The organism is Chryseobacterium aahli, from assembly GCF_022699665.1.
GTDB lineage: Bacteria > Bacteroidota > Bacteroidia > Flavobacteriales > Weeksellaceae > Chryseobacterium > Chryseobacterium aahli.
On sequence record NZ_JALDNB010000014.1, the window covers coordinates 79,101 to 94,515 of the forward strand.

The window sequence follows — 15,415 nt, forward strand, 5'->3', positions numbered from 1 at the left end:
TTTCATTTAAATAATTCATAAGTATTAATGAAAAATTCAAATAAATCGATAAAATAAAAGGAATTTGAGGGTTTTTTAAATTTAAAATAAAATTTTTGTCCTTTTTTTGTATAAATTCGAAAATACTTAGAGTTTTCTAAATTAAAATTATCAATTCGTTAATATTATATAAAGCATTATCCAATAATTAGTTGTATCTTTGCAAAAATTTTATATTAATTAATGAATTTATTTACGGAGACCAATTTAAGTCCTGATATCCTTAAGGCCATTGGCGAACTGGGTTACGAAAGCCCGACAGAAATCCAAAAACAGACTATCCCTTTTATTCAATCAGATATTCGCGATCTTATCGCACTTGCGCAGACAGGGACAGGCAAAACAGCAGCGTTTTCGCTTCCGATTTTGGACATGATTGACGATACGAGTCGCAAAATCCAATTTTTGGTGCTTTGCCCGACACGAGAACTATGTCTACAGATTTCAAAAGACATTAACAACTATTCGAAGTACATGAAAAACATCAAAACTACAGCAGTTTATGGTGGAAGCAGTATTACGGATCAAATGCGTTCTTTGAGAGATAAGCCACAAGTGATTGTGGGTACTCCAGGAAGGGTGATCGACTTGATCAACAGAAAAGCTCTTGATTTCTCTGAAATCCACTGGTTGGTTTTGGATGAGGCAGATGAGATGCTATCTATGGGTTTCAAAGACGAATTGGAAACAATTTTGAGAGAAACTCCTGAAACAAAACAAACTTTCTTGTTCTCGGCAACGATGAGCAAAGAAGTAGAAAGAATTTCTAAAAGTTACCTTACAACTCCTCACCGTATTTCTGTGGGTTCTATTAACGAAGTTAAAAAGAACATCAAGCATGAATTCTATGTTGTGGGTTACCGTAACAAAAAAGAAGCTCTGAAAAGACTAATTGATGCAAACCCGAATCAGTATTCTATTATTTTCTGTAGAACAAGAATGGAAACTCAGGAGGTTGCAGACTTTTTAATGCAAAACGGTTATGCAGCTGATGCTCTTCATGGTGATCTTTCTCAAGCGCAGAGAGATACGGTAATGAAGAAATTCAGATTGAAAAACATCGATATCTTGGTGGCGACTGACGTTGCTGCAAGAGGTTTGGATGTTGATTCATTGACGCACGTTATTCACTTCTCTTTACCGGATGATCCTGAAGTTTTTGTACACAGAAGCGGAAGAACAGGTAGAGCAGGAAAAGACGGTATTTCTATGTCATTGATCAAGCCTGAAGAAAGCAGAAAGCTGAAGCAGATAAAATCTACGACGAAAATTGATATCGTTGAGAAGAAAATTCCTACTGGTGACGAAGTAATTTCGGCTCAGGTAAAAGGAGTTTTTGAAAAACTAATGACAGAGCACGAAACTATCTTTGAATTTGATCAAAGTCTTGTTCCTGATTTGAGTAATTTCACTAAAGAAGAATTGGTTGTTCAGTTGCTACAGTTCCAGTTGAAAGACTTTGCTTTGTACTATAAAGACAAGCAGGATCTTGTGGATCAGAAGTTCAACAACAGAGATGATGACAGAGGTGGAAGAGACAGAGACAGCAGAGGCGGTAGAGACCGTGACAGAGGAAGAGATCGTGATAGAGGAGATCGTAACGAACGTAGCGACAGAGGTGAAAGAAGAGGAGATCGTGGTGGTAAGCCAAGACAGAGAGACGAGAATATGACTAGATTTTTCTTCAACCTTGGTAAAAAAGACCAATTGAAAAAACTAGATGTATTGGAAATCATCAACAAAGCTACATCAAGCAAAGGAAGCAAAAGAGCTGAGATTGGAAACATCGAAATTCTTGAGAAATTCTCTTTCTTTGAAGTTGAAAAATCTTTTAGCAATGAGCTTATAGGAAATCTTCAATCTATGAAGTTTAAAGGTAAAGACATGAGAGCTGAAGAGGCGAACTGATCTTAAACCTAAAATATATTTTGAGCCGGCAATTTTGTCGGCTTTTTTTGTTTTTTAAATTAAAAATGGTGTAAGATTTAAGCTTAAAATATTGATTATAAGTACGATGGGGGATTTGATTTGTTGTTAGCCTCTGATGTGAACAAATATTAACCCAATATTAACAAAAATTAATGCTGGATGCTTTTTGTTAAGGTGCTTTTTTAGGAAATTTGCACACGAATAAATTAAATACAATTTACAAATGGCAATTGGTAATATTTTCCACGCATTTCAGCCAAAAGACAAAATCTTCTTTGTGCTTTTCGAAAAAGTAACAGAAAATTTAGTTGCAATGTCTAATGATTTCAACAACGGAGTAAAGGATTTCGATCTTAATGACGATGCAATGTTGAAACTGATGAGCGACTACGAGCACAAAAATGACGAACTTACTCATGAGATCTTTATTGAATTGGGGAAAAACTTCATCACACCTTTCGACCGTGAAGATATTCACACACTGGCAACTGGTTTAGATGATATTGCAGATTATATCTACGCTTCTACAAAATATATTTTCTTGTACAAGTCTCCGATGATGAAGGCTTATGCAGACTTCTCACTATTGATTCACAAGGCTTGTCTTGAAATTCAGAATGCGATGAAAAACCTTAAAGGTTTTAAAAACATGGAGCAGGTAAAAGAAGCTTGTATTAAAGTAAATTCTATCGAGAACATTGCTGATGATCTTCTTTCAAACTCTATGGTAGAGCTTTTCGAAACGAATGATGCCATCAATATCATCAAAATATCATCAGTTCTTAACTATCTTGAGATCGTAACCGACAAAGCAGAAGATGTTGCCAATACGATTGAGAACATCATGATTAAATACGCTTAAAAAAAACAATACATAACAAAAAATGGATTTTCCTATTTTACTTACGGTTATTATTGCTTTGGCTTTAATCTTCGATTATATTAATGGTTTTCATGACGCTGCCAACTCTATTGCGACAATTGTTTCAACAAAAGTTTTAACTCCGTTTCAGGCGGTACTTTGGGCAGCAGTTTGGAATTTTGCAGCTTTCTTTATCGCAGCTTACATCATTGGTGAGTTTAAAATCGGTAACACGATTGCAAAAACCGTCAATGAGAACTTTATTACCTTGGAAGTTATCTTTTCAGGATTGATCGCTGCGATCGCTTGGAATCTTTTGACATGGTGGTTCGGAATTCCTTCATCATCATCTCACACTTTGATTGGTGGTTTCTTGGGAGCAGCATTGATGCACGCTTTCTTGATGGATTACCGTGAAGTTGTGGCTGCCACTCCAGATTTGGGAATATTTGATACTTTAAAACAGACCATTACTAAAGTAGCAAGTCAGGATGTTGTGAAATTCAGTAAAGTAATTCCTATTTTCCTGTTTATTTTCCTTGCTCCGGTTATTGGGATGATTATTTCCATTATCATTACCTTAATTATCGTACATCTTTATAAAAAATCAAATCCGCATAAAGCTGATAAATCTTTCAAGAGATTACAGTTGGTTTCTTCGGCTTTGTTTAGTTTAGGACACGGTCTTAATGACGCTCAAAAAGTAATGGGGATCATCGGGGCAGCATTGATCTACTACCATGTAAATATGCTTCAGGATCCTGTTTATTTAAATATTGAATCTGCTGAACGTTTTAATTATTTTGCAGAGCATTATATGTGGGTTCCTTTAGTTTCGTTTGTTGCGATCGCTTTAGGTACAATGAGTGGAGGTTGGAAGATCATCAAAACAATGGGTACGAAGATTACGAAAGTAACTCCATTAGAAGGCGTAAGTGCTGAAACTGCTGGTGCAATCACATTGTTCATTACTGATCACTTTGGTATTCCTGTTTCTACGACACATACCATTACCGGTTCAATTATCGGAGTTGGATTAACGAAAAGAGTTTCTGCAGTACGTTGGGGAATTACAGTAAGCTTGCTTTGGGCTTGGGTTTTAACCATCCCTATTTCGGCAATTGTTGCTGCATTGACTTATCTTGCAGTGACGTATTTAACTTAATTTTAAAAAAAAATCAATAATATCTCACTAAACTTTGTCTTAATAGGCAAAGTTTTTTGTTTTGAAACACTTGAAAAATCGTATTTTTGTTAAAATTAAAAACTTTATGGAATTCTTAGACACCTACCAACAGATTGTTGCTGACGCCATTAATAAATATACGTTCAAAGATAAACCTGCAGAATTGTATGAACCCATGAATTATATCATCTCGCACGGTGGCAAGCGCCTTCGTCCGATTATGGTTCTTATGGCGTGCGATTTGTTTGGTGGTGACATGAAGCAGGCGATAAAGCCTGCTCTGGCCATTGAGTTTTTCCATAATTTCACCTTGATTCATGATGATATTATGGATGAAGCGCCACTAAGAAGAAACAAGCCTACCATTCATACTTTACACGGAATCAACGTCGGAATTCTTTCTGGAGACGGATTGATGCTGAAAGCCTACAAGTTTTTTGAAGATCTTGAGCCTGAAATTTTCAAAGCGTGTATCAGAATATTCACCCATACGGGTTTGCTTTTATGTGAAGGCCAGCAGTATGATATCAATTTTGAAACGCAGGGAAATGTAACTTTTGATGATTATATCAGAATGATTACTTATAAAACTGGAGTTTTAAGCGCATCTTCGTTTGAGATCGGTGCGTTGATTGCTAAAGCCCAGTTTAAAGATGCAAAAGCCATTTTCAACTTCGGAAAACACATCGGAATTGCCTTCCAGATTATGGATGATTATTTGGATGTATTCGGTGATCAGGCGCAGTTTGGTAAGAAACACGCAGGTGATATTTACGAAAATAAAAAGACCGTTCTTTATCTATTAGCCAAAGAACATGGTACCGAAGAAGAGAAAAAAGAACTGGATTACTGGTATTCTAAAAAGACCGATAATATTGATAAAGTCTACGGTGTTGAGAAAATTTTCAGAAGAACAAAAGTTGACGAGAAAGCATTACGTCTGATCGAAAAACATAACGAAATCGGTCAAAGTTATCTTGCTAAAATCGACATAGCAGAAGACAAGAAAAAACCGTTTGCTGAATTGGCAAATTACCTTTTAAGAAGAGAAAGCTAATTTTTAGGTTGTAGATAATAGGTTGTAAGGTGTACTTTACCTGCAACCTAATATCTGCAGCCTTTTACCTATAGAATGAAATTCCGGACTGAAGTAAACCTTACAGAATCTTATAAAAAGATTGAAATTGAAGATAAAATATTTTCGATAGGATCGTGTTTTGCTTCTGAGATGTCTGAATTGTTTCAGCAAGGTCAGTTACAGTCCGTGAACAACCCGTTTGGAACGTTGTTTAATCCTTTTTCAATTAATAATTCGATTAAAAGGCTTCATGATTCTGAGTTTTACCATGAAGAAGAATTAATTGTTTTTAATGATGAATTTATTTCATTAGATCATCATTCAAGTTTTGATACGAGGTTTATCCATCAGACTTTAGAGAAAATTAATTCAAAAATTGTTGTTGGAAATCAGTTTCTGCAGGATTCAAATTGGGTAATTATCACTTATGGAACTTCATTTATTTATGAATTTGAACCTAAAAAAAAGCTGGTGGCAAACTGTCATAAAATTCCACAGAAGTTTTTTGAAAAAAGATTGCTGACACATCAAGAACTTACAGATTCTATTTACGATACGATTTTAAATCTGAAAGACATCTGCAAAGACGATCTTCAGATTTTGTTCACCGTTTCGCCTGTTCGTCATACAAAAGACGGAATGATTGAAAATCAGCTGAGCAAATCAAAACTGATTACGGGCATTCATGAGGTGATTTCTGAAATCGAAAACTGCCATTATCTGCCTGTTTACGAGATTTTGATGGATGATCTTCGGGATTATAGATTCTACAAAGATGATATGATTCACCCAAATTCTCAGGCTGTCAATTATATTTTTGAGAAATTTGGAAACGCTTATTTTTCAGACGAAACTAAAGATTTTATTAAAGAAAATTTTAAAATTAATAAAGCTTTAGAACACAGATCTGACGATGAAAAAGATCCGAAGTATATAGAATTTCGGGAAAAGCTGAATCAAAGGATTGAAAACCAGAGAAAAAAAACTAAACACAAAATATTCTGATTTCGAATGATTGATTTTACCAAAATTGATTATCTGAAAGACGGAAATGAAAGACAGAAAAGAGCTTTTGAAGTTATTACAAAGTACAAAGTGTTTGAAAAGCTTTCTAATTTTTCTCCGATTTTAGCGGGAACGATTCCAATTGGAATTGACATTGATGGAAGCGATTTAGATATTATTTGTGAAGTTGATCTCAGATTTGAAGAAGGTTTTTTAGATGAAATAATGTTCAGTAAATTAATTCCTCTTGAGAATATGGCGACCGTTGAAAATATTATTTTAAATGACGAAAAATGTATCGTTATAAATTTTATGTTGGAAGAGTTTCCCATTGAAATTTTTGGACAAAACAAACCAACAACTCAGCAAAACGCCTATCTTCACATGATTGCAGAACACAAAATATTACAGGAAAAAGGAGAAGATTTTACACAAAAAATAATAGAGTTAAAGAAAAAAGGAATCAAAACAGAACCCGCTTTCGGAATGTTGCTGAATTTAGAGAATCCTTACGAAGATCTATTAAAACTTTAAAAATAATGATTGATACGCATACCCATTTATATTCGGAAGAGTTTGATGAAGACAGAAAAGAAGCTATTCAAAGAGCTTTAGATAAAGGAATTACAGAGTTTTATCTTCCGGCAATTGATTCAGAATCTCATCAGAAAATGCTTCAGTTAGAAAGCGATTATCCGAATCAGATATTTTCAATGATGGGACTTCATCCGTGTTACGTAAAACCGGAGTCTTGGGAAACTGAATTGGGAATTGTAAAGAAATATCTGGATGAAAGAAGTTTTCCCGCCATCGGAGAAATTGGGATTGATTTGTATTGGGATAAATCCACTTTGGATATTCAGATAAAAGCTTTTGAGCAACAAATTGATTGGGCAATTGAAAAAGACTTACCAATTGTGATTCATACCAGAGAAAGTTTTGACGAAACTTTTGAAGTTTTAGAAAGAAAAAGACACCCAAAATTAAGAGGGATTTTCCATTGTTTTTCGGGAAATCTCGAACAAGCAAAACACGCCATAGATTTAAATTTCATTTTAGGAATCGGTGGAGTAGTAACTTTTAAAAACGGAAAGATCGATCAGTTTTTAAACGAAATTCCTTTAGATAAAATCGTTTTGGAAACTGACTCACCTTATTTGGCACCAGTTCCATTCAGAGGAAAAAGAAATGAAAGTTCTTATCTTGATCTGGTTGCAGGGAAGTTGGTCGATATCTACAATAAAGATTTTGCTGAGATTGATAGAATTACAAATGAGAATGCGAAGAGAATGTTTAATAATTAGAATATGAAGGTAATAATTTCTAAATTTTTGAGAGAAAAAAGTCTATTATTTCGGGCAGATCAATTAAGATTCTATTTTTATAAGTTTAAAAATCGTAATAAGAACATTAGCTTTCAAAAGAATCATCCTACTTTTAAATTTCCACCGGATTATTTGATGTATGAGTCATTTCAGATCAACTATGAAAGCTACTATAAAAGTGGTCTATCTGCTGCGCATTGGTTATTGAGTATTGTTGAGAAATATAAAAATTTAGAATCTCTTAAGATTTTAGATTGGGGTTGCGGTCCAGCTAGAATTATCAGACATCTACCTGATATATTACCGGAAACTTGTTCGGTTTTCGGAACTGATTATAATAAGAATTCAATTGAATGGAATAAGAAAAATATCAAAAATGTAAGTTTTAATTTAAACTCTTTGGAAGCAAAATTGCCTTATCAAGATAGCTGTTTTGATATTATTTATGGAATTTCAATTTTCACTCATCTGTCTGAGGAACTTCATCATACATGGAAAAATGAGCTTACAAGAATAATCAGAAAAGATGGTATTTTGATTCTATCTTTGCAAGGGAATTTATTCAAAACAATTCTTACACAATCTGAAGCAAATGAGTTCAATAAAGGAAATCTTATTGTAAGAGGGAATGTAAAAGAAGGCCACAGGACATATTCCGCATTTCAACCGGATGATTTTGTGCGAAAACTTTTTTCAGATTATGAGATTCTAGAGCATACAGAATCCTACATCAAAGACAGTAAATTACAACAAGATATTTGGGTTCTAAAAAAAATATAAAAAGTAAAGCCTTCCAAAATTTGGAAGGCTTCTTTATTATTTCTTTCTAGAAAAATTACTCTTGTTTTTTGGCTTCTTACTGTGATCCGATTTTTGTTGCTGACCACCACCTGCAGGTCTTGGTCTTGGTGTAAAAGGTTTATTGTTTGAATCTCTTTTTTCAACCACCAGATTATCAGTGTGGAAAGGATGATTTTTTTCAACCGGAATTTTCATTCCAATCAATTTTTCTGTATCCTTTAGGTTTAATAAATCTAAACCATCTACGAATGAAATTGAAGATCCTTCCGAACCTGCACGACCCGTTCTACCAATTCTGTGAACGTAAGTTTCTGCAACGTCTGAAAGTTCGTAGTTTACCACATATTTCAGTTCGTCGATATCAATTCCTCTTGCGGCGATGTCTGTTGCTACCAAAACACGTGTTCTTCCTCCTTTAAAATTACTTAAAGCATTCTGTCTTGCATTTTGAGATTTGTTCCCGTGGATAGCTTCTGCGGAGATGTTTGCAGATTGTAGTTTTCTTGCAATTTTATCAGCTCCATGTTTCGTTCTAGAGAATACCAACACAGATCCTTGAATGTCGTTCTGCAGGATATGCGTCAACAATTCCAATTTATTGTCTTTATCAACAAAGTAAACTGCTTGCTTAATTGTTTCAGCAGTTGAGGAAATAGGAGTTACAGAAACTTTAATCGGCGTATTCAAAATAGAATCTGCCAATTTCTGAATTTCTGTAGGCATTGTTGCCGAGAAGAAAAGAGTCTGTCTTTTTTGAGGTAAAAGTTTAATGATTCTTTTCACATCGTGTACAAAACCCATGTCCAACATTCTGTCGGCTTCGTCTAATACAAAGATTTCAAGATTTTTTAAACTGATAATTCCCTGAGCGATAAAATCTAATAGTCTTCCGGGAGTTGCCACCAAAATGTCAACACCTCTTCTCAAAGCTGTTTCTTGGCTTCCTTGCTTTACACCGCCGAAAACTACCAATTTTCTAAGCGGTAAATTTTTTCCGTATGCATCGAAACTTTCTTCGATCTGTATCGCTAATTCTCTCGTTGGAGTAAGAATTAATGCTTTGATATGATTGTTCTTAGGACCTTTTCTTTCGGTAAGGTTTTGTAAGATAGGGATAGCAAATGCTGCTGTTTTTCCGGTTCCTGTCTGTGCAGTTCCCAGTACATCTCTGTGTTCTAAAATTGAAGGAATTGCTTGTTCCTGAATAGGGGTAGGTTTTTCATAACCTTGCTTTTGAAGCGCATCCAAGATGGGCTTGATAATGTTTAAGTCTGTAAATAACAAAATTGTATTGTGTATTAAAATAGTGCGGGTGAAGCAGTATACTTCATCATTTTTAGCAGATCTGCTAAAAACTTTTAACAGAATTTTGAGTAAAAAATTACTTTACTGGCTGAGAATGCCGCGAAATATACTGCAAAGATAGACTAAATTAATGAAAAGCAATTATTTTACTTTCGTCCACTGCTGATTTTGCTTTAAATCCTCAAAAATCTGGTAGACTTTCATCAGTTTTTCAGAACCTCTTTTACCGTAATCTTCTGTGTTTTTTGAAGTTCCGTCTGCTAGTTTAATTCTTAAATATGAAGTCGGCATATCGCTCACGTTACGTTTTCCATATTTATCCTGAAGACTTTTTACATCCAGATTATTCAATGAAGCTACCAGTTTATTGTAGTCGGCTTCTTTGATGGTTGTGGTGAAAGTTCCTTCTCTTGGTTTTGAAAATTCGTCTTTTGAAGTTCCTTTAGAAAAATTAAAATGTTCTGCCTCCAGAACTGCAGTTCGGTCTGCCTGAATCGTCATTTTGTAAATCGGGCAAAACCCAAAACAAGCTCCTGCTTCATATTCTATTGTTGAATATTTTGATTCTACTTTCTGAGATTGGCAAGAGAATAAAACTATGATTGCAAAAAGACCTAATAAATATTTCATTGTTTTTAAATTTGTGTGGAGTCTCTCAATAAGTGTTCCAAAAAAAGAGAAACCTTGTGAGTTTCTCTTTTTTGTTATTAGTTAAATCTGTACCCTACACCAGCTTGTAGAAAACCTACTTTTGTAGGCAAACCTCCTTTGTTGATTTCAATAAAATTAAAATTATATCGGGCATCTATAAAGAACTGGTCTGTGATTTTGTATTCTGTTCCAAGAAAAGGAAATAGATTGAGACTTTTAATTCCATCATAGTTCATTGAGGTACCTCCGTTGACAATTCCGTCAGTTTTTAATTTCTCAGAAATATTAAACCCGAAATTCATACCAGCAGAAGCCGAAAAGTTGGGAATAAAATAATATTTTACAGAAACCGGAACTTGAATTTGATTTAATTGATAGTTAAAATCTACAGTACCATTATACGTCATATCGGTACCAACAAGTGACATAAGCGGCATAGATTCTGTACCACCCAATTGTGTATACAGAACTTCCGCCTGGATTCCCACTTTTGAAGAAATGGGCTGTTCACCAACAAGTCCTGCGTAGAAATAAGATTTTGAATCCAATGTATTATCAAAAAATTTCATGCTAGACAGATTGTATCCTGCTTTTACTCCAAATTTAAAATTTGTGTCGGAATCCGATTTCGAATCCTGAGCGCTTATAAATCCCGAAATAGTGATTGCTAAAGCAAAAAAAAAGTTTTTTTTCATTTTTTTAAAAAGTTTATTCCTGATTAAACGTAGGAAGTATAAAGAAATTGTGCTGTAATGGGAGTTACAGCACAATTTAATATTTTATCCGTGTAGCTGTTTCCAGATGGCGTCTTTCAGTTCCATCAAGCCTTCGCCAGTAACTCCTGAGAAGAATAATGGTTTTCTGTGCTCCGGAAATTCTGCTGAGATTTCTTTTTTCAATTCGTCATCCAAAAGGTCTGCTTTTGAAACGGAAATAACGAAATCTTTATCCAATAATTCAGGATTATATTCTTTCAATTCGTTCTCCAGAATTTTAAACTCTTGAAAATGATGTTCAGAATCTGCAGGAATTAAAAACAATAAAATTGAATTTCTTTCAATATGTCTTAAGAATCTGTGTCCCAAACCTTTTCCTTCAGCCGCTCCTTCGATAATTCCGGGAATATCTGCCATTACAAAAGATTTATAATTTCTGTAATCTACAATTCCTAAATTGGGAGTTAAAGTTGTAAAAGCATAATTAGCGATTTTAGGTCTTGCCGCCGAAACAGAAGCTAAAAGCGTAGATTTTCCTGCATTAGGGAAGCCTACCAAACCGACATCAGCCAAGATTTTAAGTTCGAAAACAATGTAACCTTCCTGTCCGTCCATTCCAGGTTGTGCATAACGAGGAGTTTGGTGTGTTGATGATTTGAAGTGCTCATTTCCTTTTCCACCTTTTCCACCTTCCATCAGGATGATTTCCTGACCGTGCTCTAAGATTTCACCTACAATTTCACCTTCTTCATTTTTAGCAATCGTTCCTACTGGAACTTCGATGTAAGTATCTTCTCCGTATGCTCCGGTTAACTGGTTTTTTGCTCCGTTTTGTCCACGTTCCGCTTTTACGTGACGTGTGTAACGAAGTGGAAGTAAAGTCCATTCTTGTGAATTCCCCTTCATGATAACGTGGCCACCACGGCCACCGTCTCCACCATCAGGACCACCTTTGGGAATATATTTTTCACGGCGAAGATGGGCAGAACCTGCGCCACCATGACCGCTTTTACAATGAATCTTTACGTAATCTACAAAATTTGACATTTCTTACAATTTGAGTTATGAGTTATGAATTATGAGAATGAATTGTATTAACTTATAACTCATCACTCACAACTTTAAACTATTTTATTTTTTCTACTTCAGCAAAAAGCTTTTCAGAAATCTCATTGATTTCTCCTACACCGTTGATCTCAATGTACTTACCTTGCTGCTTATATAATTCTGCAACTTCTGCAGTTTTTGTGTAATATTCTTTTATTCTGTTTTCAATGATTTCTACATTGCTGTCATCAGTTCTACCGCTGGTTTCACCTCTTTTCAACAATCTTTCAACCAAAATTTTATCTTCGACGATCAATGAAAGACAAATATCAATGTTGTCATTCAGTTCATCTTTTACAATTTTTTCCAAAGCTTCTGTTTGTACAGCAGTTCTAGGATATCCATCGAAAATAAATCCTGCAGCATCGGTCGGCTTTCTTAATTCGTCAATCAGCATATCAATCGTTACCTGATCCGGAACCAATTCTCCTTTATCAATGTAAGATTTTGCCAGTTTTCCAAGTTCAGTATCATTTTTCATGTTGAATCTGAAAAGATCACCTGTTGAGATTTGTTTTAAATTAAATTTCTCAATCAGATTTTGAGCTTGAGTCCCTTTTCCACTTCCTGGAGGGCCGAACAGAACAATGTTTATCATAGCGTTGAGGAGCTTTTGGTAATTGGTGTGTGGCCTCTTACCTTTAGCTATATTTAGTTATTATTAAATTTATTTCTTTTTAATTTTTAAAGCTAAAGCCATCATCAAATAGCTAAAAGCTGTTTAATGGTTAATGGTTCCTTCTTCCAACTGATACAAATTCGGAAGGTTTCTTCCCAATTCATCATAGTCAAGACCATAACCCAAAACAAATTTGTTTGGAATTTCTTTTCCGATATAATCTAATTTAAAATCTTTCTTATACACTTCAGGCTTTAATAAGAATGAAGCTATTTTTACAGATTTCGGACGTTGTGTTTCGTTGAAATATTTAAATAAACTTTCAACGGTGTTTCCTGTGTCAACAATATCTTCTACTAAGATGATGTGACGGTCTTTTACGTCTTTCGTCAGTTCCATTTTCTGGTAAACGATTCCTGTAGATTCTGTTCCTGCGTAAGAACTCATCTGGATAAATGCAATTTCACATTCCCCCGGATAATGCTTCAGAAGGTCTGAGAAGAACATGATTACTCCGTTCAAAACACCAATGAAAACAGGAACTTCATCCTTGTAATCTTCATAAATTTTTAAAGCGGTCGCTTTTACGATTTCCTGAATTTCGGCGTCCTCTAAATAAGGAACAAAAGTTTTGTCGTGAACTTGTATACTTTCCATAAAATTTTTAGTAGGCGGCAAAGTTACGGATTTTTGATGAAAGTTTTTTGTGAGGTCTGTCAGGTTTACAAAACTTGTTTTATAACAGTAATTAGCAAAATATTTACGAATTTAAATTCCCCTCCTTTTGAGGGGGTGGATCAATTTTCAGAGAAAATTGAGACGGGGTGGTTTTCAACAGTAAGATCTTCCTAGCCCAGATAGTAACTGTTACTCCACAGTAAGCGTTGGGTCATGCAGCGGGAACGAGGAGTATGAGTGGATAGCTGGAAATAGCTTCTAAAAACTAATCATCATTAATAACAATACTAAAAAAATATCCTTTGGCGAAATGACTATCAATGAGTTGAAAATTTAAATTATTAAATTCCTTATCTTTGCAACTCACAAAACCCAAAACAACCCGCATGTAGAATTTAATTTCTTTCAGATTTAATCAACAATAACCCAAAAAGTTATTGAAGTTCGACTTAATTAAATAAAGAAATTATGCTTTTTCTACAGAATATATCCTTTGGGTTTCCTGCGGGTGATCCGCTTTTTAATTCTATCAATTTAACGATACCTTCTCAAACAAAATCGGCTTTGGTCGGAAGCAACGGTACAGGAAAATCAACTTTGCTGAAAATTATTGCCCACGAAATTGAACCATTGGATGGAAGCGTCAATATTCAGGGTGATATGCTCTATGTTCCGCAGATGTTCGGAAATTTTAATGATCTGACGATTGCGCAATGTTTAAAAATTGACAAAAAATTAGAAGCTCTTCAAAAAATTACGAGTGGGAAAGTGGATGAAATTTATTTTGAAATTTTAAATGACGACTGGGACATTGAAGAACGCTGTCAAATCGCTTTGCAACACTGGAGATTGGAGAATTTAGATTTAAATCAAACCTTAGAAAGTCTGAGTGGCGGACAAAAAACAAAAGTTTTTCTTGCCGGAATTCAGATTAACCAACCTGAAATTATTTTATTGGACGAACCGACGAATCATCTCGATCTGGAAGGAAGAAATCTCCTGTACAATTTTATCGAAAAAACTAGTTCAACAGTTGTTATCGTCAGTCATGACCGAGCTTTGCTGAATTTAGTGGATACGATTTTCGAATTGAGTAATCAGGGAATTTCGACGTATGGTGGAAATTATGATTTTTATGCCGAACAAAAAGTAATTGAAAATGAAGCTCTGCAAAACGATATTCATTCGAAAGAACGGGCGCTGAAAAAAGCCAAAGAAAAGGAAAGAGAAACGTTGGAACGAAAACAGAAACTCGATGCAAGAGGAAAAGGAAAGCAGGAAAAATCGGGTGTAGCGAGAATTATGATGAATGCGCTGCGGAATAATGCCGAGAAAAATTCTTCAAAATTAAAATCAATTCACACCGAGAAAATCAATGATATTTCCGGTGACTTGCGGGATTTGCGTTCTTCTGTGAGAAATGCGGATCAGATGAAAGTGAATTTTAATGATTCAAATCTGCATTCGGGGAAAATTTTGATTTCAGCAGAGGAAATTAATTTTAAATACAATGATGAAAATCTTTGGAAAGAAAATCTCAATCTTGAAATCCGAAATGGTTACAGAATTTCCATCAAAGGCTCGAATGGTTCGGGAAAAACGAGTTTAATCAAGCTGTTGTTGGGAGATTTGAAACCTTCTGTTGGAAACATTTCTAAATCAGATTTTCAGACGATTTATATTGATCAGGAATATTCTTTGATTGACAGAAATGCAACAGTTTATGATTTTGCCCAACAGTTCAATGACAACGCAATGCAGGAATCTGAAGTGAAAATGTTACTGTCAAGATTTTTATTCGGAAAAGAAAGCTGGGACAAAAAATGTTATGTTCTAAGTGGAGGAGAGCGATTACGACTTCTACTGTGTGGACTTTCCATTAGCAATAAAGCTCCGGATATGATCATTCTCGATGAACCGACGAATAATTTAGACCTTCAAAATGTGGAAATTCTGACGAATTCTATTAAGGATTATCATGGGACTTTGGTAGTGATTTCGCATGATGGGGTGTTTTTGGAGGAGATTGGGGTTATGAATGAGGTTTTGCTTTGAAAATTTAAATTTTTTCAAGTTGTCATTCAGAACGAAATGAAATGGAGTGAAGGATCTCA

Annotated in this window: 15 protein-coding genes; 9 read left to right on the forward strand and 6 right to left on the reverse strand. The window is 34.8% G+C overall.

The window, feature by feature from the left end:
* Nucleotides 1-222 precede the first annotated feature (222 nt).
* From MQX03_RS18265 to MQX03_RS18300, 8 genes are all read left to right on the forward strand, one after another.
* Nucleotides 223-1,947: a DEAD/DEAH box helicase gene (locus MQX03_RS18265; RefSeq protein WP_129536416.1), complete on the forward strand. Its 1,725-nt coding sequence runs from the start codon at nucleotides 223-225 to the stop codon at nucleotides 1,945-1,947.
* A 244-nt stretch (nucleotides 1,948-2,191) separates the two neighbouring features.
* Entirely contained in the window at nucleotides 2,192-2,830 is a 639-nt protein-coding gene (locus MQX03_RS18270) for a DUF47 domain-containing protein (protein ID WP_129536417.1), read from the forward strand.
* Nucleotides 2,831-2,852: 22 nt separating this feature from the next.
* On the forward strand, nucleotides 2,853-3,995 hold the full coding sequence (locus MQX03_RS18275; protein ID WP_242804751.1) for an inorganic phosphate transporter: 1,143 nt from the start codon (nucleotides 2,853-2,855) through the stop codon (nucleotides 3,993-3,995).
* A gap of 106 nt (nucleotides 3,996-4,101) precedes the next feature.
* Complete coding sequence (locus MQX03_RS18280; protein WP_242804753.1) at nucleotides 4,102-5,073, forward strand: polyprenyl synthetase family protein; 972 nt, start codon at nucleotides 4,102-4,104, stop codon at nucleotides 5,071-5,073.
* Between the two features lie 75 nt (nucleotides 5,074-5,148).
* Nucleotides 5,149-6,099 (forward strand): GSCFA domain-containing protein, encoded by a 951-nt coding sequence (locus tag MQX03_RS18285; RefSeq protein WP_242804755.1) that lies wholly within the window; start codon nucleotides 5,149-5,151, stop codon nucleotides 6,097-6,099.
* A gap of 6 nt (nucleotides 6,100-6,105) precedes the next feature.
* Nucleotides 6,106-6,633 (forward strand): DUF4269 domain-containing protein, encoded by a 528-nt coding sequence (locus MQX03_RS18290; protein WP_242804757.1) that lies wholly within the window; start codon nucleotides 6,106-6,108, stop codon nucleotides 6,631-6,633.
* Nucleotides 6,634-6,638: 5 nt separating this feature from the next.
* On the forward strand, nucleotides 6,639-7,403 hold the full coding sequence (locus MQX03_RS18295; protein ID WP_242804759.1) for a TatD family hydrolase: 765 nt from the start codon (nucleotides 6,639-6,641) through the stop codon (nucleotides 7,401-7,403).
* A gap of 3 nt (nucleotides 7,404-7,406) precedes the next feature.
* Complete coding sequence (locus MQX03_RS18300; protein ID WP_242804761.1) at nucleotides 7,407-8,204, forward strand: class I SAM-dependent methyltransferase; 798 nt, start codon at nucleotides 7,407-7,409, stop codon at nucleotides 8,202-8,204.
* Between the two features lie 36 nt (nucleotides 8,205-8,240).
* Here MQX03_RS18300 and MQX03_RS18305 read toward each other — a convergent pair whose 3' ends face one another.
* The 6 genes from MQX03_RS18305 to hpt all read right to left on the reverse strand — a co-directional run bounded on the left by MQX03_RS18305 (nucleotide 8,241) and on the right by hpt (nucleotide 13,280).
* A complete protein-coding gene (locus MQX03_RS18305) occupies nucleotides 8,241-9,509 on the reverse strand; it encodes a DEAD/DEAH box helicase (protein WP_242804764.1) in 1,269 nt (422 codons plus the stop codon).
* A 162-nt stretch (nucleotides 9,510-9,671) separates the two neighbouring features.
* Entirely contained in the window at nucleotides 9,672-10,160 is a 489-nt protein-coding gene (locus MQX03_RS18310) for a DUF6438 domain-containing protein (protein ID WP_242804766.1), read from the reverse strand.
* Nucleotides 10,161-10,237: 77 nt separating this feature from the next.
* Nucleotides 10,238-10,876 carry a porin family protein gene (locus MQX03_RS18315; protein ID WP_242804768.1) on the reverse strand — a complete coding sequence of 213 codons (639 nt, stop codon included), beginning with the start codon at nucleotides 10,874-10,876 and terminating at the stop codon, nucleotides 10,238-10,240.
* 84 nt (nucleotides 10,877-10,960) lie between these two features.
* Entirely contained in the window at nucleotides 10,961-11,944 is a 984-nt protein-coding gene (obgE, locus tag MQX03_RS18320) for a GTPase ObgE (RefSeq protein WP_129536425.1), read from the reverse strand.
* 79 nt (nucleotides 11,945-12,023) lie between these two features.
* Nucleotides 12,024-12,602, reverse strand: coding sequence for an adenylate kinase (locus MQX03_RS18325; protein WP_242804770.1), 579 nt, complete (start codon nucleotides 12,600-12,602; stop codon nucleotides 12,024-12,026).
* Between the two features lie 123 nt (nucleotides 12,603-12,725).
* Entirely contained in the window at nucleotides 12,726-13,280 is a 555-nt protein-coding gene (hpt, locus tag MQX03_RS18330) for a hypoxanthine phosphoribosyltransferase (RefSeq protein ID WP_129536427.1), read from the reverse strand.
* Between the two features lie 489 nt (nucleotides 13,281-13,769).
* Here hpt and MQX03_RS18335 point away from each other — a divergent pair, with 489 nt between their 5' ends.
* Nucleotides 13,770-15,356, forward strand: coding sequence for an ABC-F family ATP-binding cassette domain-containing protein (locus MQX03_RS18335; RefSeq protein WP_242804771.1), 1,587 nt, complete (start codon nucleotides 13,770-13,772; stop codon nucleotides 15,354-15,356).
* Nucleotides 15,357-15,415 lie beyond the last annotated feature (59 nt).

What these genes read in the sequence shown, in the direction of transcription:
- hpt (WP_129536427.1), bottom strand. Translation starts at nt 13,280, where the DNA reads ATGGAAAGTATACAAGTTCACGACAAAACTTTTGTTCCTTATTTAGAG.
- MQX03_RS18280 (WP_242804753.1), top strand. Translation starts at nt 4,102, where the DNA reads ATGGAATTCTTAGACACCTACCAACAGATTGTTGCTGACGCCATTAAT.
- obgE (WP_129536425.1), bottom strand. Translation starts at nt 11,944, where the DNA reads ATGTCAAATTTTGTAGATTACGTAAAGATTCATTGTAAAAGCGGTCAT.
- MQX03_RS18290 (WP_242804757.1), top strand. Translation starts at nt 6,106, where the DNA reads ATGATTGATTTTACCAAAATTGATTATCTGAAAGACGGAAATGAAAGA.
- MQX03_RS18270 (WP_129536417.1), top strand. Translation starts at nt 2,192, where the DNA reads ATGGCAATTGGTAATATTTTCCACGCATTTCAGCCAAAAGACAAAATC.
- MQX03_RS18295 (WP_242804759.1), top strand. Translation starts at nt 6,639, where the DNA reads ATGATTGATACGCATACCCATTTATATTCGGAAGAGTTTGATGAAGAC.
- MQX03_RS18265 (WP_129536416.1), top strand. Translation starts at nt 223, where the DNA reads ATGAATTTATTTACGGAGACCAATTTAAGTCCTGATATCCTTAAGGCC.
- MQX03_RS18300 (WP_242804761.1), top strand. Translation starts at nt 7,407, where the DNA reads ATGAAGGTAATAATTTCTAAATTTTTGAGAGAAAAAAGTCTATTATTT.
- MQX03_RS18275 (WP_242804751.1), top strand. Translation starts at nt 2,853, where the DNA reads ATGGATTTTCCTATTTTACTTACGGTTATTATTGCTTTGGCTTTAATC.
- MQX03_RS18310 (WP_242804766.1), bottom strand. Translation starts at nt 10,160, where the DNA reads ATGAAATATTTATTAGGTCTTTTTGCAATCATAGTTTTATTCTCTTGC.
- MQX03_RS18335 (WP_242804771.1), top strand. Translation starts at nt 13,770, where the DNA reads ATGCTTTTTCTACAGAATATATCCTTTGGGTTTCCTGCGGGTGATCCG.
- MQX03_RS18285 (WP_242804755.1), top strand. Translation starts at nt 5,149, where the DNA reads ATGAAATTCCGGACTGAAGTAAACCTTACAGAATCTTATAAAAAGATT.
- MQX03_RS18325 (WP_242804770.1), bottom strand. Translation starts at nt 12,602, where the DNA reads ATGATAAACATTGTTCTGTTCGGCCCTCCAGGAAGTGGAAAAGGGACT.
- MQX03_RS18315 (WP_242804768.1), bottom strand. Translation starts at nt 10,876, where the DNA reads ATGAAAAAAAACTTTTTTTTTGCTTTAGCAATCACTATTTCGGGATTT.